General features: G+C 60.7%; 11 protein-coding genes and 2 pseudogenes. 5 read left to right on the plus strand and 8 right to left on the minus strand.

Features of this window, described 5'->3' with window-relative positions:
* Positions 1–340: 340 nt before the first annotated feature.
* The 7 genes and pseudogenes from KO481_RS18715 to KO481_RS18745 all read right to left on the minus strand — a co-directional run.
* Positions 341–636: pseudogene (locus KO481_RS18715) on the minus strand (integrase core domain-containing protein); the annotation flags it as partial.
* Positions 637–652: 16 nt separating this feature from the next.
* Complete coding sequence (locus KO481_RS18720; protein WP_372452077.1) at positions 653–2,095, minus strand: IS110 family RNA-guided transposase; 1,443 nt, start codon at positions 2,093–2,095, stop codon at positions 653–655.
* A 197-nt stretch (positions 2,096–2,292) separates the two neighbouring features.
* Positions 2,293–2,807 (minus strand): annotated as a pseudogene (locus KO481_RS18725) (helix-turn-helix domain-containing protein); the annotation flags it as partial.
* Between the two features lie 114 nt (positions 2,808–2,921).
* The gene (locus tag KO481_RS18730) at positions 2,922–3,389 is read right to left on the minus strand and encodes a DNA phosphorothioation-associated 4-like protein (protein ID WP_215918487.1); all 468 of its coding nucleotides are present in this window, start codon (positions 3,387–3,389) and stop codon (positions 2,922–2,924) included.
* Entirely contained in the window at positions 3,380–5,449 is a 2,070-nt protein-coding gene (locus tag KO481_RS18735; RefSeq protein ID WP_215918488.1) for an AAA family ATPase, read from the minus strand. Before KO481_RS18735 ends, KO481_RS18730 begins: the two co-directional genes overlap by 10 nt.
* A gap of 199 nt (positions 5,450–5,648) precedes the next feature.
* Positions 5,649–7,784: a DEAD/DEAH box helicase family protein gene (locus KO481_RS18740; RefSeq protein WP_215918489.1), complete on the minus strand. Its 2,136-nt coding sequence runs from the start codon at positions 7,782–7,784 to the stop codon at positions 5,649–5,651.
* The gene (locus tag KO481_RS18745) at positions 7,781–9,976 is read right to left on the minus strand and encodes a sigma factor-like helix-turn-helix DNA-binding protein (protein ID WP_215918490.1); all 2,196 of its coding nucleotides are present in this window, start codon (positions 9,974–9,976) and stop codon (positions 7,781–7,783) included. The genes KO481_RS18740 and KO481_RS18745 overlap by 4 nt, the downstream gene beginning before the upstream one ends.
* A 348-nt stretch (positions 9,977–10,324) precedes the next feature.
* Here KO481_RS18745 and KO481_RS18750 point away from each other — a divergent pair, with 348 nt between their 5' ends.
* Complete coding sequence (locus KO481_RS18750; protein WP_308166674.1) at positions 10,325–11,758, plus strand: DNA phosphorothioation-associated putative methyltransferase; 1,434 nt, start codon at positions 10,325–10,327, stop codon at positions 11,756–11,758.
* 10 nt (positions 11,759–11,768) lie between these two features.
* Here the strand turns inward: KO481_RS18750 and dndA are convergent, their stop codons facing one another.
* Positions 11,769–12,905: a cysteine desulfurase DndA gene (dndA, locus tag KO481_RS18755; RefSeq protein ID WP_215918491.1), complete on the minus strand. Its 1,137-nt coding sequence runs from the start codon at positions 12,903–12,905 to the stop codon at positions 11,769–11,771.
* A 58-nt stretch (positions 12,906–12,963) separates the two neighbouring features.
* On the opposite strand from dndA, the gene dndB reads away from it, so the two are divergent.
* The 4 genes from dndB to dndE are packed head-to-tail and all read left to right on the plus strand — an operon-like array spanning position 12,964 to position 17,959.
* Positions 12,964–14,094 carry a DNA sulfur modification protein DndB gene (gene dndB / locus KO481_RS18760; protein ID WP_215918492.1) on the plus strand — a complete coding sequence of 377 codons (1,131 nt, stop codon included), beginning with the start codon at positions 12,964–12,966 and terminating at the stop codon, positions 14,092–14,094.
* Entirely contained in the window at positions 14,091–15,599 is a 1,509-nt protein-coding gene (dndC, locus tag KO481_RS18765; protein WP_215918493.1) for a DNA phosphorothioation system sulfurtransferase DndC, read from the plus strand. Before dndB ends, dndC begins: the two co-directional genes overlap by 4 nt.
* Entirely contained in the window at positions 15,586–17,577 is a 1,992-nt protein-coding gene (gene dndD / locus KO481_RS18770; RefSeq protein WP_215918494.1) for a DNA sulfur modification protein DndD, read from the plus strand. The genes dndC and dndD overlap by 14 nt, the downstream gene beginning before the upstream one ends.
* The gene (gene dndE / locus KO481_RS18775; protein WP_215918495.1) at positions 17,567–17,959 is read left to right on the plus strand and encodes a DNA sulfur modification protein DndE; all 393 of its coding nucleotides are present in this window, start codon (positions 17,567–17,569) and stop codon (positions 17,957–17,959) included. The genes dndD and dndE overlap by 11 nt, the downstream gene beginning before the upstream one ends.
* Positions 17,960–18,414: the final 455 nt, after the last annotated feature.

Raw genomic sequence — 18,414 nt, forward strand, 5'->3', positions numbered from 1 at the left:
TGCGAGGGTCGGTCGGTGCGCTCAGCGATGAAGATGAATTCGCGTCCGGGTCAGTCCACCTATTCGAACCCGCGCACACTGACCGCGCGCCCGCCCGATCATCTGAGCCGGCGCGGTTTCCCAACTACGTGCACCACCGCGGGTTCCCGTATGCTGGCGCCCGCGGCGGTGCGAATTCGAGAAGGGTTAGATAACCGGTCTACTTGAGGTAGATCTGCGTGCCCCTGCGATCTTGCCCGCCGCGTGCACTTCATCAGTAACCTGCGCGGTACCCGTTCTTGAGCTGTTGTCGGAGACCGAACCTTCGGTCAGCCATATCGCGCGTTCTACGTGCGGTGATCTAGGAGTATGAGGCCGTGACGTTGGTTACGCCGGTGCGCAGGCGGCTGGCTGGTGGCTGGTTTCCGGCGGCAGTGTGGGGGCGATAGTAGTTGTAGTGGATGTTCCAGACGGCCACGGCGTTGGTGCGGTGGCTTTCGCTGATCCATTCGTGGGCGTAGAGGAATTCCTCGGCCAGGATATCCGGTTGTAGCGTTCGACTTTGCCGTTGTGGTGGGGCGTGTAGGGGCTGATGCGTTGATGTTTGGCGCCGAGCAGGGCTTTGGCGAAGTCATGGGCGCGGTAGCAAGCACCGTTGAGTTCCTAATGGATGTCAACACGGTTGGAGCTTTCCTGATGCGTTGTGAGAACGCGGACCCGCTCGGCCGGTCGTGCGTCGCGCGTTCCGGATTTCGGCAGGGATGGTGTATCGCTGAGTGATGATCGCGCGCCCCTCTTCGAGAGTGACCGGGCTGCCACCGACATCTTGGAGGACGTAGTGTTCGCCGCGGCGCCAGCATGCGGCGATGCGGGTGATCAAGGTCGTGGCCAGGTGACAGATTGCGGAGTTGTGGTGCTTGCCGGACTCGGTCATGAGCCGGTGGTATTTCGCGGCCAGGGACGGGTCGCTGCGGCGGGCTTGCTCGGCGGCCATGAATAATGCTTCGCGGAGGCAGGCGTCACCGGATTTCGTTGGCCCACCGTGCTTTCCGCTCAATCCTGACGAGTCGAGCCTTGGCACCAAACCGCTGAACGAGCGGATCGCCGCGAGCGAAGCGAACCGGTTCGGGTCACCGAGTCGGCCGATGATCTGTGCTCCGACGCCAGGTGCCGAGCAGACGATGCCTGCGGGGTCGGCTTTATCCAGCAACGCTGCGATGCGGATCTCGAGGTCCGCGATCTCGGCGGTGAGCTGCAGCGCGAGCCGGGCTTCGATGGCGATGTCGTCGCCGAGATCAGGGAAATCCAGTTCGCCGGACCATAATTCGAGTGTCTCGCGAGCCGCAGCGATGAGTTCGTCGGCCTTGTTCTCACGCCAGCTGCCGCGAGAGTATCGGATCAGGAACCGTGACAGCCTGGCCCGGCCCAGCCTGACGACGAGGTGCGGATCCGCATAGTGCGCCAGGAACTGCAGCGGTGTCTTGTTCGCCAGGTCCGCGCCCAGTGCGGCGTGCCAGCCCGGACCGAGGATTTCCAGCAACGCGTCCAACCGGGCCAGGATGCTGGTGCGGCGTTTGACCAGGTTAGAACGCAGTTTCACCGCTCGGCGCAGCGCGTCACCAGGCCCGAGCCCGGCTGTGGTGTGCAGGCCTTCAGGATGCAGAAGCGGTATCCGGGCAAGAACTTTCGAGTCCAGCCGGTCAGACTTGGTGTGTTTGCCGTAGTAGGCGCGCAGGTCGGCCGACTGCTCCGGCGGAACCAGCACTACGACCGCGCCCTTGCGCCGGAACCAGGCCGCCAACGATACCCAGGCATTGCGGGGTGGCTCCATGATCACTGTGACCGTGGACGGATCCGTCCCTGGTGGCAGCATCGACCACAGTCGATCCAAGTCGCTGGTCACGGTGCGGAACTTTCGCCCTGACCACACGAATTTCCCTCGCTCGTCGGCAAGGCTGGCCTGGTGCGCCGCCCGGCAGGCAACATCGATGCCCAACCACATCCCCAACGATCCGACCCCGTTCTCTCGCTGACCATCCGGATCCGGCGTGGACAGCCCGTCGCAGGCGCGATGTAGTACCGGACATTCACCAACAGGGATCACGGTCTCGGCCATGCCGGCCGTCACCGCGTCGCCGGGTTCCTAACAGGACACATCTCACCCGGCGATGGCCCTGCCAGCCCCACGATCAACAGGCAAGGAGCACAACCCCGATCGGTAAACCAGTGGTGGCAAGCAGGCGCCGGAGACCCGAATTCTCACCCAGCCGGCCGTGCAGGGTGAGAGCTTCGAGACCATCACCAAGTTTGAATGTCGGTGGCGATGCGTTCGCCGAATCCGATGCCGTGCGCGGCGAAGAACGCTCGCGCGCGGAACATGAATCCTATTGCCGTCACAGCTTTTTCGTCGGCAGCGCTTCGGTGTAGGCCAGTCGGGAGTAGCCGTCGAGCGCGGAGTGCAAGAACACATAGCCGACGCGTTCACCGCGTGATCTGGTGGCGTAATTGGCCTTGTGCTGCAAGGAGTCTCGGCCATGGACACGCCAGCCGTCACCGTCGCGGATACGACCGACCTTCTTTCCGTTCACGGCGCATCGTTTCGATCCGGGCCACGACCTCGCCGGTGTCGCGGTCGGGCTGCGGTGCGGTGTCGCGGAGCGGTCGGCCAGCCCCAGCTCGCCGTAGCGGCGAAACCGGTTGACCCACTTGGACGCGCACTGTCGTGAGATTCCCATCTCGGCGGCGACGTGTGCGATCGGGCGGGTCTGGCAACGGTGGACGAGACGTCGCCGTCCTTCGACGGACAACGGGACATAACGGTGGGACACGGCGGGTCTTTCTTGCTGGCGGATGAGGGATTGGCGTTTCTCATCCTGCCGCTGAAAGACCCGCCTCTCAGCTCACGACCCGCGTGATGTCAACAACGTCATGACCCACAACATCTAGGGCCAGTCGACGCCACCGAGAAGCTCTTCGACGGTGGCTCGACCAGATTCTCCGCTCTCGGTGAATGCCTCCGTCACCAGATCAACGATGATGTTCGCGACCGGCTTGTTCTGGGTATTCATTTGCTCTCGAATATACTCCAGGCCACCGTTGACATACTCTTCGAAGAGTTCGATACGTTCACCGAGCCGTGCGTCATCCATAATCTCCGGATCTTCACTGGAAACACTCGCCGCGATCATGTTGATGAGCGTCTCGCTGTAGGCGCGCGCTGTCAATGCTTCATACCGGACGTGTTCGCCCGAAAATGTGAACGAGACTCTTCGGCCGACGTGGAAACCTATCGCTGCTGCCAATATCATGATGTCGCGGATTGTCGGGAACGATGCGTCTTCCTGCAGCTCCGCAAAGAGCTGTTCATGCTGTCTCGGTCGCCTGACCCGAACGTTGTCCATCATCGCCATGACTGGATCACCTTCAATTCCGAGTAGTCCGATTCCGACGGAACGGTGAACGGAGAGGACGTGCCGTTGAGGTTGATATGATCCAATTTCTGGTCCGGCTTGGTCGTATGCGTCTCGATCACACCGAGATTGCTGATGTAGGGTGCTAATTCATTGAGCACTGTACCGAGTCCTTGACTCTTGCTCACCAGTACCACCAATTGCGGTGCCATTTCTGCGAGCACCTTCGAGACCGCCTTCTGGTAGTCCTGATCGAGGGACCCGAACGCGGCGTCCATGACGATCGGGTAGATCCCGGAGTCGTCGACCCGGGCCGGGTCGTGCTGCGCCTTCTCTTGCCGGAGCTCCCGCGCCAACTGGGATACAGCCGCCACGAAGCTCAAGCTCAGGATCTGGTTCTCGCCGGTCGACTTGGGAACCTCCGTCGTGATTCCTCCAATTTGCTTGTGGAGGGTCAGCTCGAGGCCCTTGTCAAGGGTGGGAACGTGGTTCTGGTGTGAGATCCTCGCAAAGACCGATTTGAGCTTCTTGTCGAGGCGTTTCCGGATGGTTTCCTCTCTGATGGCCAAGATTTCTTTGAGCGCACGTTGGACGGACTGAACTGCGTCGGATCGTGATCGTGCCTTGAGGGCGAGCTCGTCGGTGACCTCTGCGCGGCTGCGTTCCCGCGTCTTCTGTTCGATTTGGCTGTCGATCTGTTGCAGCTTGGTGGTCACAATTCCGACTCGCTGTTGTTTGGCATCTCGGCGCCGGTCGAGGTCGATCCTCTTCGTTTCGAGTGCTTGAACATCTTCAAGGCTGCTGCCGCTCAGTTTTCCTACGAGTTCCGACAACGTGGCTGCCAATCGTGTTTTCCGGTCGCGCTGATCGGAGATTCGCTTGGTAAGAGCCGAGAGGTCGTCACGGACTTGCGTGCGAGCCGATGCGAGCGGTTCGATCTGTCCGCTCAGTTTCTGCCATGCACTCTCCACTGCTTGTAGGCCTGCACGCTGACGCCAGTCCCGGACCTTGTCCAACGGGTCCGCGCCTTCGGTCAACGGTGTGCCGCAGATGCATTCGCCGTCCTCGATGAGCTTCTCGACGAATTCCCGCTTCAGGGGTGCCGGCAGGGCGCCCTTCTGATAGAGGCCGTCGGCAATCGATTGGGTGTTCTCTTCCAGCTGCCGCGTGAACGCCAGGAAACTGCGCGTTGCCACCAGCACGGCACGATCGGTGAGCGCCTCTTGGAGGGCAGCCTCTGCATCGTCGAGCTCTTTCGAGACGACGTCTCGCTGTGCTTGGATCGGCGCCGCAGACTCGTGTTGACGCAGAAGATCGAGGACGGTTTCGCGTTCTTCGCCGAGAGTTGCAATCTGCTCTTCGAGCTCCTTCAACTCGTTTCGAAGTGGTGCTTCGCTGTCGCGTAGTTGATCGATGGCGGCCTGAATTTCGCTGGCTTTTTTTCCGCCGTGCTTCTTGAGTTCATTGGTCAATCTCCGGTCCACGGCGGGTAGGTGTTGAAGCGCCCGTTCCACATGCTCAAGATCCAGTAAGAACTTGATGTCCTTCTGAACCTCGGTATAAGCGGCTTTCTGTACCAGCTTTTCGATGCGCTCACCATTGAAAAAGAAGAACCTACTCAATCCTTTGGGGAGAATAGTATGAATCATCTGTTGCGGCGCCTGTACAACTTCAGATGATCCATCGGGATTGGTGGTCCAGAGCTGAACTTCGGGAGACGGCACCGGTTGCTTTTCGGATTCCTTCCATAGCGTCGCACGCCGTAGTAGACGTAAGTTGCGGCCGGCATGATCGAAAAAGAGCTCCACCGACAATTCCACCGACTGGTTGATGGCTAGCGCATGCCAGATCTTGTCGGTCACCATGACGTCCTGTTTCTCGACGTCGTCCGACATTTCACCGTACAGTGCCCACGTGAAGGCGTTCAGAAAGGTGGTCTTTCCTGCACCGTTGGCTCCGAACAGCATCGAAACCGTACGTTTCGAATCTGACGAAAGGTCGAAGGACTGGACACCTTGAAACTGGCGGAAGTTCGCCAGTGTGATGGAATGCAGCTTCAAGGGAAAATCGCCTTCACGACATCGATCAGATCGTCCGTTGGCCTGTACTCCTTGATGTGCAGGTTTGCGCGTTCGATTTGAAGTACGCGCTTAAGAAGTTCTCGCTCCTCTTCGGACAGAGATTTGACAACGTCTGCCTCAGTCCTTTCCCTACTGTCCACTGTGATTTCTATCCTTTCGATTGGGTATTATTCGCAGATCACATGTCTCTGAGGTGGTAACGTTCTTTGAGTGGTCGCAGAGCTTGGAGGGTTGTCTCATAGTTTTCCGATAGCTTGCTGAATTCGTTGGCGCGTTCGAATTCTCTTGAGAGGAGACGGCGCTCGACTGAGAAGTTCACAGGTGCGCCGGGTGGCGGAACTGCCAGATAGTCGAGTATTTCGGCTCGTGCCTTACCTTCGGCCGGGCGTAGCAGTCGCCCACGTCGTTGGATGAATTGTCGAGGATTGCTGCTGCTGGCCAATAGATATCCGGTGCGTGCATCCGGTATATCCACCCCTTCGTCGAGGCAACGCATCGCGACCAGTACACGCAGATCGTTGCCGCCTGTGAACCGGTGCAGCAGGCGTTTGCGTTCCTCGCGCAGAGTGTCGTGAACGTAGGAGTGGGTCGGTATCCGTAGCTCGTTGCCGACCATGTTCAGTACGTCCTTCAGCTGACTGGGACCTGGTGGTTCACCGGGCTCGGTGGGGCGTGATCCCTCGGCGCAATAGATCAACTGGAACGAGGAATCCTTGCGGTCTGTCAGGTCCGACCGTAGTTGGGCCAGTTTTCCGGCGGCATGGCCGAGAACTGCGGTCCGCTGTCTGAGCAGATTGCCGATCGGGGAGTCACCGAGGTCACCGTCGATGCTGTCGCCTGCGGCGAGCCGTTTGGCGATCTGGTTGGTCAGGCGCAGGTACAGGGCCGTTTCGTCCCCGTTCAACTCGACTAAGCGTGGAGTGTAGGTGTAGCGGCACAAGGCGCCCATGTCGATGGCCTGACCGATGCCGAGCTCGAACGCAGTGGCTCCGAAGTAGTCGGTGAGAGCGGAGGTGCCGTCGTCGTCGAACCAGCGTTCCGGTGTAGCGGACAGTGCCAGGCGGTAGGTGGCATTGGGCGGCAGTGAGCGACGGTAGTGGGGTGAACCGAGATTGTGTGCCTCGTCAGCGACCAGCAGCAGCGGCTGCGTGATTCGTGACAGGACAGCCTGGAACTTCTCGCTCGAGAACGAGGCATTGGTGGCCACCAACGCGACCACGGGCCGTTGCCCGAGACGTGCATCGTTGAGCTGGTCGTCGACGGCGGGAATCCATTTCTGACTGGATTCGTAGACGCCGATGGGGTGGACTCCGAAGGTTTCGATTTCGGTGATCCACTGGTCGACGAGGTGCTGCTGAGGTGCGACGACCAGCAGGATCAGAGGCTCTTCGCGGGTGCGCAGGACTGACGCCAGTTTGGTTGCCGCGATCATCGCGGTCTTGGTCTTTCCGGTCCCGGTGGCCATTTTGAGCATGCCGCGTCCGCGCTGTCCAAGCCAGGATTCGACGGCTTTTCTCTGGTAGTCACGGACGGTGAGCCCGTGGGGGATTTCCAAGCGTGCCGGCTCGGAGACGATCTCGATGTGTGGGGTCAGCGCGTCGTCGTGCGCGGGAACGGTCGCGCCGGGACGGTTGGCCGACAGAGCGATCAGGCGTTCGCGGGCGACGTCGGGGAATGGTTCGACGGTCAGATGCGCAGTCCTGTTGGACCACAAGGCTTGGAAGTCGTTGTCGATGCGCTGTGCGCGGGAGCTGTCCGCGGCGAGCCAACTGCGGTAGACCTCGACCGATTCGAAGTTGGCGATCAGCCCGCCATAGGTTTCGTTGCTGCTGCCGGTGAACGCGACGAGGTCGCCGTGGGCGTCGCGGAAGATGCCGATCTTCTCGTGGTAAATACCGATCCGGCCGCTGTGTTCGACGAAGGCCAGTTTGATATCGAGCCGTCCCTCGGCGATGAGCCGTCCGATCAGTCCCAGACCGTCGAGAATAGTGTCGTGTTGATCGGTGTCGAGCTCACGTAGTGTGGCGCGCTCGATCACCTGACGGCGATCGTATCCGCGTTCGATATCGACGATATCGTCCTCGTTCAGGTGTGGTGACGCGATCAGACGCATGATGCCGCCGCGCGCCGCGAAAGCGTCGACGCCCCGCGCAAACAGTGCCAGGCTCGTGGAAGTGAAGTATCCGACTGCTCGGCTGTAGCTTGTCGCGACATCGAACGCAGGCAGGTAGAACGATGAGACGACATCCTGCCGATCGCTGCGGTAGCGCTCGTCCAGTGGCAGCGATCGCAGGCCTGGTTCGAGGCTGCTCATAGCAGGTCCAGGATCTCGTCGATCTCGGTTTTTCGGGTCTGCCGTTGCGGGAGGATGTCAGTCTCCAATACGTGACGTAGGTTGGTGAGCAGGTCGGCGATATCGCTGTCATCGCGTTGTCGATAGCCGTCGATCACGCCGGCCACCGGTGATTCCTCGGGCAATCCGATCGCAGCAGCCAGCACTCGCAGGGCGGTCGCTCGATCGGCTGTTGGGGAAGCGCCGATCAAACTCATGGCATCGGTCAAAGCGTCACCGGTCATCGACCGCGCCGGCTCGAAAGCGAAGCTGCCGTCATCGCCGAGAACCAGAAATCCGTCGGTGTCGACGTCGATGGCCCTGTCGGCCAGCAGCCGTCGGATGGTGCCGAATGCCGGCTGTGTCCCTGTCCATGTCACCGTTTGCGATCCGAGTGGAGACGAGTAGGAGCGTGTTTCACCGAATCGAAGATCGGCGATGGAAGCGATCGCGATCGGGGCAGGGAAGCTGCTTCCGCGAAGGTGTTCCTCGGTGATCCGGATCCGGAGCCGCCACGCCGTGGGATGCCGGAAGAGTCGACGGGTTCGTGCCGGTGTTTTGTAGACCTCACGGTCGGAACCCATGAGTCGCACAAGACCTGATCTCGTTTCGAACGGCGGCGAGGCTGCGATGCTGATGACGCTGGATTCGGCGACGCTGAAGGCGTTGGTGAGGTGCTCGACAAGTTCGTTAAGCGCGATCTGTCCGTCGTGACTGTCGATCTGGTCTCGGATCGAGCCACGAATCCCGTTGTAGGCGTTCATTTCCCATTCACGCAATGCCCAACTGTCGCGATCGACCCGCACGAACCTGTCATCTTGAGCCATCGCGTTGCGGAGGGTCGAGGCGTTCCGTTCGACGCTGAAGCGGTCCACGATCTCCTGGGCACCGAGTGCTTTTCTCTCGATCGACAAGATCGCTGCAGCGTAATCGCCGACCGATTGAGTTCGAGTCACGACGGAATCGCCGTGTACTGCATAACCGCAGTAGAGCAGCCAGGCGATCCGCAGGTCGTGCAGCTGGGCCGACTGGCTTGTTTCGATGAAATCGATACTGCCAACGGGCGCGACTCCGTGTGGATTCGAATGCTGGTGCAGTATCGCGCGAGTTCTCGATTGTGCCTCGTCGATGGTCGACGCGACGCACCATGGCCCGGCGATGGTGTAGGTATCGTCCAAGCGCTCGAGCACACGCCAAACCGGTTGTCCCACAGCGTTGACGGTCTCAGCAAGGCTCGGTAGGAGCGTGAGCAGGTCGGCGAGGGGACGCACCGTATTTATCAGGTTTCGGACCGTTTGCGCGACGAGCCCCACCGGCCCGTCACCTACCCCGAGGTCGACGATCGTGCCGTGTGCCCGACTTTCGATCTGGCGTATCCGCTCGCGTGAAACATCGAACATCGTGCCGAGCTGCGCCAGCGTACTCGGCTCCTCGGCGAAGAACCGAGTGGACAGCACATACGCGGCCCGCTGGTCGAGGCCGCGCAGAGCGTCGTCGATACGCGCCGCAACAGTGAGTCCGCCCTCGCGGTTATCCACGATGGCATCAGCAGTGAGGGTATCGAGTCGGTGGCGTGCTTTGAGTATCTCGTCGGGTGCCCACGCCGGTAAAGGTTCGCCCAGCGGTGAGGAATCCGCAAGGCCCACAGTGGTGTACCAATCGGCGATGCGTGCGAGGTCGTCCATGACCGTCGTGATCCAGGCAGCGGGCTGCACAGTGCGGGTTGACTCGCCCACCGTGAGTGCCGTGAGCTGACAATGAGTTCCCGATGGCACGGACAAGTCTGCGAGCACATGAAGGATGGTTTCGACGGTGCCACGTCCCACATTCCGCCAGTCACGAATCTCCTCGATGGTGAAATCGGCGAGATCACCTGTGTGGGCACAGCTTTGGTTTCTCAGTGCGCTGGCTGCCCGCGCGGGCAGATGAAGGCGATCCACATTGACATCGAGTGGCAAACCGGGAAAGGTCTCCAAGATCGTCGATCGAGCTCGATGGATCATGGCCAGCTGTGCGATCCGCGCCGCTCTCAGCCGACGTACGTCTGAACCGGTGTCGGCCACAGAGTCGGTCCACCACACCTCGCCGAACAACCCGGAAACGTCCTGCAACCACGGAAAGGCCTCGACCCAGCTGAGCGAACGCCAGTCTGCCGCGAACGGCTCATCGGCCATCCAAGCTCCCCCTTCCAGTGCCTCGGAACCTTTATATCGCGGTGCACCGACAGGCGTTATGCCAAACCGGGACCAAGGTTCAGAACAAAGGACCTCACGAGAAGCGTTGCACTAGGTTCATGTCTCACGAGTCGTATGTTGACCTGCGGGAAAGCGCCGCAATCCGACCAGTTGGTACTGCGTGCGCAATCATCGACTGCCGCAGGCTCATTGGGAAGACTCAGCCATGCCCGAGGGGGAGCTCTCCCCTGCAACAGACCCAGTGCCGGTCAACATCAACTCACCCTAGAAGGGTGCCCATGCCTGCATTCTCTCTGCACGGCCGGGTGATGGTACTACCCTGGCCGAGTGCTCCAGGGATGGAACAGCGATCGCCGCCTGACAGCGATCAAGCGGTCGTCATTGTCGATGCCTGCTCGCCAAGCCGTCATCGATCGACAGGTCCGCGCCGGCGTGCGTGTGCTCGATTTCGGGTGCGGCCGAGGAGATGACGTACAGAGCCTGCGTCAGCTCGATATCGATGTCTGTGGCTGGGACCCGCACTATTTTCCCGGCCACGCACCCCAATCGACTGACGTCGTGCTGTTGACCTACGTGCTCAACGTCATCGAAGATCCCGCCGAGCGCCGAGCCACCTTGCGGCGCGCATGGGAACTAGCCGGAGAGGTGCTGGTAGTCTCCGCTCGCTTGGTCTGGGACCGGCGGCGAGTCACCGGCGACGAGTTCAGCGACGGGATTCTCACCGGCCGTCACACTTTTCAACATCTGTTCGGTGCCAGTGAACTCCGTGACTTCGTGCAGGAGACGATCGGCAGGCGGTGTGTCTCTGCCGCACCAGGCGTGGTCTATGCCTTTCGCAACGACGCGGCGCGCGTGGCGTTCCTGGCGCGGCGAGTCGTTCCCGACGCCGAGTGGCTCGACTGCACCGACACGACCTCGGCGATCGCGGCCACCGTCGATTTCACCGAGCGCCGAGGACGGATGCCACGGCTGGAGGAAATGTCGGATCCACTGTCGCAGCTGCTCGGGCACCTGCGGAGCAGCGAGCTGCAACGACTGATCCGCGGATCCGCCGATCCAGCGAAGGTGGAGCAAGGACGTACCCGCAGCACACTGAATACGCTGCTGTTTCTCGGCGTCGAACTGTTCAATGGTCGAGGGCCATTCGGCAGACTGCCGCTGCCGGTGCAGTTGGATATTCGGGTCTGCTTCGCCTCCTACACCGAAGCGTGCAGGCGCGCGGATCGCCTGCTGCTCAAGCTTCGCGACGACAATTATGTGCGCGGCGCCATGCGAGGCTCCCGTGCGGGCAAGCTCACCCCGAGTGCGCTCTATGTGCATCGCCGTGCCGTCGAACAGATTCCGGTGGTGTTGAAGCTGTACGAGCACTGCGCTGCCATCGCCGCCGGCCGACCAGTCGAATGGACTGTTCTCAAGCTCAAACATGAAGGCCGCGCGGTCAGTTGGCTGGACTACCCGGCCTTCGACATCGACCCACACCCCAAGCTTCGTACCTCGTACTCGATCGAGATGCAGCGCCTGCACACCTCCCACCAGTCGTATGAAGATTCACCCAACCGGCCCCTGCTTCACCGCAAGCACGAGTTTCTGACCCCCGAGGACCCGGATGTGCCGAAGTATCGACGCTTGACCGCCAGCGAAGTCCGGGCAGGACTGTACGACTTCCCACACCTGATCGGGACCGAGGAGGGGTGGGAAGCCGAACTACGCCGCTGTCGGCGGGAGCTGCGTGGCCACAGGCTGGTGAACCGCGTCACGTGACAGGCTGGGCTCAGTCCTGGAATTGGTGCACCACCGACACCAGCTCGCTGGGGTCGAAACCATCGATCTGTGTGGGCGACCACGACAACCGCAGACCGTTCGAGGCAACCTCTTCAGGAAGACCCATCGCCCGCAGTACATGGCTGGGGGTGTAGGAGGCGCTGGTGCATGCCGATCCTGTGGCAACAGCAGCCACTGATTTCAGGCCCACGATCAGCGCTTCGGCGTCAACCCCGGCGAACGACAGATTCACGATGTGCGGCACCGTGTTGTTCGGGTCACCGTTGAGGTGGAAGTGGGTTTCGGACAGGCCCGACAGCAGGCGAGCGCGGAACTGGCGGGCACCCTCCAACCATTGCGCGTGCTCCTTGCGGAAGATCTCCTCGGCTTTGGCCAATCCGACGATCAATGGGACCGGCAGAGTACCCGGCCGCAGTTTGCGTTCCTGCCCGCCACCGAACATCAACGGCTGCAATGGGGGCCGGTCCCAACCCCGTCGGCGGGTCAGCAGTGCGCCGATCCCCTTGGGTGCACCGATCTTGTGGCCACTGATGCTGATGAGGTCGATCATCGTGGTCAAGTCGTGTGGAACCTTGGCGAACCCTTGAGCGGCGTCGACGTGAAAATACGTGCCGGTTCCACGGAGGACGTTCGCCAGTTCAGCGACCGGTTGGATTACTCCGGTTTCGTTGTTGACGTGCATCAACGAAACCAGCAGGGTGTCGGGGCGCAAGCGTTCGAGTATGGCGTCGGTGGCGACGCGGCCCTGTTTGTCGGGTTCGATGATGTCGACGTCGAAGCCGCGCGTGCGGAGATGCTCCAACGGTTCGAGGACTGCCTTGTGCTCGATCGCGGAGGTGATAATGTGTCGGCGCCCTGTTTGCTCGCCGAAGGGGGCCAGGCCAAGGATCGCGATGTTGTTGCTCTCGGTGGCCCCGCTGGTGAAGATCAGCTCATCCGATGAGGCGCCGAGTTGCTCGGCCAGCTGCGTACGTGCCTCTTGCACGGCTTTCTTTGCGCGAGAACCGTACTCGTGGGTTCGGCTGCCTGCGTTGCCGAAATCCTCTGTCATCCAATGAAGTACAGCCTCGGCTACTCGGGGGTCGACCCGGGTGGTCGCCGCCACATCGAGGTACGTTACCGACATCGTCAACTCCTCTACCAGCTGCCTGGGTACGTGTAATAGATAACGTACGATAGCCCGTGTGGTTGATCAACGAGCGCGGCGACGGAAGGCGGAGGTAGCGTTTGCTGGCTTCGAGTACGCCTTCCCGGCCATCCGGGGAATACAGGCGGGACGCGAGTACTTCGTCTCCATGTGCCCACTTCGACTGATCCCCACCATGTTTGTCTTCGACGACGAGGAGATCGCGCCGGAGGTGCGAGCTCAGCGGATGCTCAACAAGAGCCGCGTGCCCGTACTGGCGCGCTACATCCTCGACAACCCCGATGACTACGTCTTCAGCGCTTTGACTGCGTCCATCGATGGCGCGGTCGCGTTCGAGCAGGTTGCTGTGGACGGAATCGGCATGCGTATCGGGCAGATTCGAGTACCTATGTCGGCGCGTTTCCTGATCAACGATGGGCAGCACCGGCGAGCGGCGATCGAGCAGGCGCTCAAGGAGCAGCCCGATCTGGGAGACGAGACCATCGCGGTGGTCTTCTTCCACGATCTGGGATTGGCTCGCTCCCAACAGCTCTTCGCCGATCTCAACCGTCACGCCGTCCGTCCGTGTCGGTCGATCGGCGTACTCTACGACCAACGTGATGATCTCGCAGCACTCACGCGGTTACTGGCACTCAAGTCGGGTGTGTTCAAGCAGTACGTTGAAATGGAGAGGAGCACGCTATCGGCACGGTCACGCAAACTGTTCACCTTGAGCGCTCTGTACTCGGCCAACCAATCTCTGCTGCAAGGGCTTTCGATAGACCGTGATGACGCCGACTCGTTGGCGCAGGACTTCTGGTGTTTCATCGACTCGCTCATCCCAGAATGGGAGCAGGTACGCACCCGTCGTATGGCTGCGCCCGATGTTCGCCGCGAGTACCTGCACAGCCACAGCATCGCCCTGCAGGCGATCGGCCGTGTCGGCAACACGCTGTTGCGAGAGTCGACCGATGTCGCCGACTGGCAACCGCAACTGAAGAGACTCGCCCGCGTCGACTGGGCCCGAACCAACACCGATTGGGAAGGCCGGGCCATCGTCGGAGGTCGGGTCTCCAAGAGCCACACCCAGGTGACACTGACAGTGAACTATCTGCGTCGCGTGCTCGATCAGCGACTCAGCCCTGAAGAACAGCGAATCGAAGACGCATACCAGCGAGGAGACTCATGAGCGCCCCCAGTCGGACGGCTGCGCCGTTCCAAGGCAGGACTCTCAAGGAGGTGATCGCAGAACTCACCGCTGAGGTCCAAGACCTGTACACCGCGGACGACGTGCCGTGGGTCGTCGGCTACAGCGGTGGCAAGGATTCCACTGCCACGCTGCAGCTGGTGTGGCTGGCGTTGCAACAGTTGCCGGCGGAAAAGCGTACGAAGACAGTGCATGTCATCAGCACGGACACGCTCGTGGAGAATCCGGTTGTCGCGGCGTGGGTCACGCAGTCGCTGGATACCATGCGCGAGGCGGCGGAGCAGCAGCGGTTGCCGATCGAGCCCCACCGGCTCACCCCCAAGGTCTCGGAGACGTTCTGGGTGAACCTGATCGGGCGCGGATACCCTGCGCCGCGCCCGAAGTTCCGTTGGTGCACCGAGCGTATGAAGATCCGCCCGTCCAACACCTTCATCCGTAAGGTAGTTCGCCGACACGGCGAGGCGATCCTCGTGCTGGGCATCCGTAAACAAGAGAGCCAAGCCCGCGCCCGCGCCATGGCAAAGCACGAGAAGCGTCGCGTGCAGGAACGCCTGTCGCCGAACGGCAATCTGCCCAACTCTCTGGTGTACAGCCCGATCGAGGACTGGTCCAGCGATGACGTCTGGACCTTCCTGATGCAGCAGACCAATCCCTGGGGCCATCCCAACAAAGACCTGTTGACGATGTACCAGAGCGCGACGGCCGACCAGGAATGCCCCCTGGTCGTCGACAGCAGCACACCGTCCTGCGGTGACAGCCGATTCGGCTGCTGGACCTGCACGCTCGTCGAGCAAGACAAGTCGATGGCGGCAATGGTCAACAACAGCGAAGAAATGGAGTGGATGCGTCCACTGTTGGAACTGCGCGACAGGCTCGACGTTACAGGGCCCGAAGAACACAAGCTGCGCGACTTCCGCAAGATGAACGGAAAAATGCAGCTCACCATCAATGATGACATCGTGCACGGCCCCTACACCCAGCAAGCGCGAGAAACATGGCTGCGTGAACTCTTGCAGGCGCAGGCGCACGTCCGGGCGAACGCACCTGAGCACATCCGCAATATCGAGCTGATCACCATGGAAGAGCTCCACGAGATTCGCCATCATTGGGTGTTCAAAAAACACGAGGTCGAGGACTCGCTGCCTCGCATCTACGAAGAGGAAACCGGCGAGACGTTCCCTGGTCGACCCTTCGACGACTATCTCGCCATGGGTGCCGGAGAAATGGAACTGCTGCGCGAAATCTGTGACGGCGATGAGCTGGCGTTCGTCACCGCACGCGAACTCTTGGGTGTCGAACGCAAATATCGCACGATGACCCGACGAGCAGGATTGTTCGAAGCGTTGGAGAAAGCCGTGACGCGCGGCTTCTTCGACAACAAGGACGATGCTTATGAATATGCAATGAACAAGCGGCGCTTGAAGAAGGAGATCGGCGACATGTTGCCGCTGGCAGGTTTGGAGGAGGTCACTGATGCTTCTGCATAAGCTCACGCTGCAGGACTTCGGTGCCTATCGGGGAACCCAGACGCTTGCGTTGACAACGACGCCACAGCAGCCGATCGTACTGATCGGCGGCATGAACGGGTGCGGCAAAACCACCCTGCTGGATGCCCTGCAATTGGTGCTGTATGGGCCGCGGGCCCGCTGCAGCGGCCGTGTGGGCCGGTCCTACGAGACTTACCTGCGTGAATGTATCAATCGGCGGGCAGATCCGACCGTTGGTGCTGCGATCGAACTTGAGTTCTCCGTCACTGAAGAGGGCGTAGAGAACATCTATCGTCTACGGCGACAGTGGGCTACGACAGGAAAAGGCCTGAGCGAATACGTCGACGTTCAGATCAACAACAGGCCGAGCAAGGTGATCAGCGATTCCTGGGCAGATCACGTCGAGGATATCCTGCCGCTCGAAATCGGGTCCCTGTTCTTCTTTGACGGCGAGAAGATCGAATCGTTGGCCGACCCGGAGCGGGCTTCCGCTGTTATCGAGTCTGCAGTGCACTCGTTGCTCGGTGTGAACGTCGTCCAGCAGCTGCGTTCCGATTTGCTGTCTCTACAGCGTCGTCAGAAGTTGACTGGCGAGGAAGAGCAAGCGACCCGCGAGATTCGTGATCTGGAGAAGGCACACGCGGAGACCTGCCAGGCTGCTGCAGATGCCAATTTGAGAACAGCGGATGTGCAAAGCGAGCTCGATCTCGCCAAGAAAGCATTGAAGAAGGCCGAGCGCGCATTCGAACGCGACGGTGGCGATCTATACGAACGCCGCCGTGAACTCAATGCTCGCCATGACGAAATAGACAAGGCCTACGACGTGGTCGAAGAATCGCTCGTCGGCCTAGCGGCAGGCCCGCTGCCGCTGCTGCTGTTGAGTGATCAGATCGCAGACGTACACAAACAAGCGATTCTCGAAAAGGATGCTCACGACTCCGCGCAAGTGGTGCAGGTGCTACAGAGGCGTGACAAGGCGATGCTCGACCGTCTCCGTGCCGTGATGTCGACCGACGAACTCACATCACTGAGCAGCTACCTGCAGGACGACCGCCTCCGTCGTGAACACGTGGCCAACACCGAGCCGGTGTTGGAGCTGAACGCCGACGGCTACGCTCAGCTGCTCGCAATGGATCAGGTTCTTGCCCACGAGACCCGCCGCGCACGCGAACTCCTCGACCAGGCACAGGAACACACAACCAGCATCAAGGGCCTGAAACAACAACTCGAAGGCGTGCCTGACGAGTCGGTGATCGCCACCCGTATCGCCGACCTGGAGGAAGCCAGGGGCAGCGTTGCTCGCCTCACCGCCGACAAGAACGCTGCGGCCAGCGAATATAAGAACAAGAAGAACCAGGTGGCTGGTATCGAGGCGCAGCTGAAGCGAGCACATGAGACCCGAGTCGAAGCCTTGGTTCGAGCCGATGAAGTCAAGCGCATCATCGACCACTGTGACCGTCAGCGCGAGATACTCGGCAAGTACGGTACAGCCCTGCTGAACCGACACGTCAATCAGCTCGAGGTCGCAGTGTTGTCCAGTTTCACCACGCTGATGCGTAAGCAAGGCTTGATTAGCGATCTGCGTATCGATACTGAACGGTTCCAGCTGACCTTGATGGGTGACAACGACACCGAGATCGACCCGGCTCGTCTCAGCGCAGGCGAACGCCAGCTGCTGGCGGTATCGCTGCTCTGGGGCCTCGCACGCGTGGCCGGAAACTGGTTGCCCAGTGTGATCGACACGCCGCTGGGTCGGCTCGACAGCCGACACCGTGAGCACCTGGTCGATCGCTACTTCCCGAACGCGAGCCACCAGGTTCTACTGCTGTCGACCGACGAAGAGATCGACGAGAACCTGCTGCAACGGCTGAAACCACACCTGTCGCACACCTACACGCTCGTACACGACGACACCACCTTCAGTACCTCGGTACAACCGGGCTACTGGTGGACCAGCGGAGCCGAACATGTCGCTTGACACCATCCGACTCTCCCAACCCGCCCGCGACCAGTTGGTACGGCTCAAACGAACTACCAAGATCAAGAACTGGAACGTGCTGTGCCGCTGGGCATTGGCTCTCTCATTGCGTGAGCCATCCGTTCCAGCAGTGAAAGAGATCAACACCGACTCGAACGTCGAAATGAGCTGGAAGACCTTCGCCGGGTCCTACGGCGACGTTTACATGGCCCTGCTAAGGCAACGGTGCGCTACTGACGGTGAACCATTGACCGATGAATCGCTGAGTCGGGTACTGACCATCCACCTGCACCGCGGCATCGGCTACTTGTCGGGCACAAAGGAGATCAATTCGATTACCGAGCTCATCGCCTCGGCGGTCCGGCCTGCTGAACCGCGCTAGCTTCAGCCAGCTCTTCTCGCTCTGATGGGGCAGTGGTCCGTGAGGGTCACCGCCCCGCCTGGGGCCTCGGAATTCGTCGGAGATCGTCATGGCCCGTACAGACTCTGTGTAGCGGCGAACAATGTCTGGTCGTGACGGAGGCTGGCAAAGATGTTCGGTGCATGAGACGTGTGTAGATCTTCCGAGTGTGCCTGGGTCGCGTGGTCGATGTTTGGCACGTCCATGAAGTGTCCAGAAACTAGAGTGACGTTGGCGTTGCGAGCGCACGGCTCGGATAGCCCGCGGTTGTCAACTGGCTCAGTGTTTTAAAGCGCTGCAACAGATTTCGGTTATCTCGGGACAGCCCAGGTGGTTTGTGGTAGTCGGCTGTCCGGCGAGTCGGCAGGTTTCTGGTTCGAGTCCAGATGGGGGAGCAGCAACCCTCGGGTAACCGAGGGTTTTTCTGTTTTTCCGGG

The organism is Nocardia albiluteola, assembly GCF_018860155.1.
GTDB classification, from domain to species: domain Bacteria; phylum Actinomycetota; class Actinomycetes; order Mycobacteriales; family Mycobacteriaceae; genus Nocardia; species Nocardia albiluteola.

Bases quoted from the DNA above. Each gene is read 5' to 3' on its own strand.
- KO481_RS18720 (WP_372452077.1), bottom strand. From the start codon at position 2,095: ATGGCCGAGACCGTGATCCCTGTTGGTGAATGTCCGGTACTACATCGC.
- KO481_RS18730 (WP_215918487.1), bottom strand. From the start codon at position 3,389: ATGGCGATGATGGACAACGTTCGGGTCAGGCGACCGAGACAGCATGAA.
- KO481_RS18740 (WP_215918489.1), bottom strand. From the start codon at position 7,784: ATGAGCAGCCTCGAACCAGGCCTGCGATCGCTGCCACTGGACGAGCGC.
- KO481_RS18745 (WP_215918490.1), bottom strand. From the start codon at position 9,976: ATGGCCGATGAGCCGTTCGCGGCAGACTGGCGTTCGCTCAGCTGGGTC.
- dndA (WP_215918491.1), bottom strand. From the start codon at position 12,905: ATGTCGGTAACGTACCTCGATGTGGCGGCGACCACCCGGGTCGACCCC.
- dndC (WP_215918493.1), top strand. From the start codon at position 14,091: ATGAGCGCCCCCAGTCGGACGGCTGCGCCGTTCCAAGGCAGGACTCTC.
- dndD (WP_215918494.1), top strand. From the start codon at position 15,586: ATGCTTCTGCATAAGCTCACGCTGCAGGACTTCGGTGCCTATCGGGGA.
- dndE (WP_215918495.1), top strand. From the start codon at position 17,567: ATGTCGCTTGACACCATCCGACTCTCCCAACCCGCCCGCGACCAGTTG.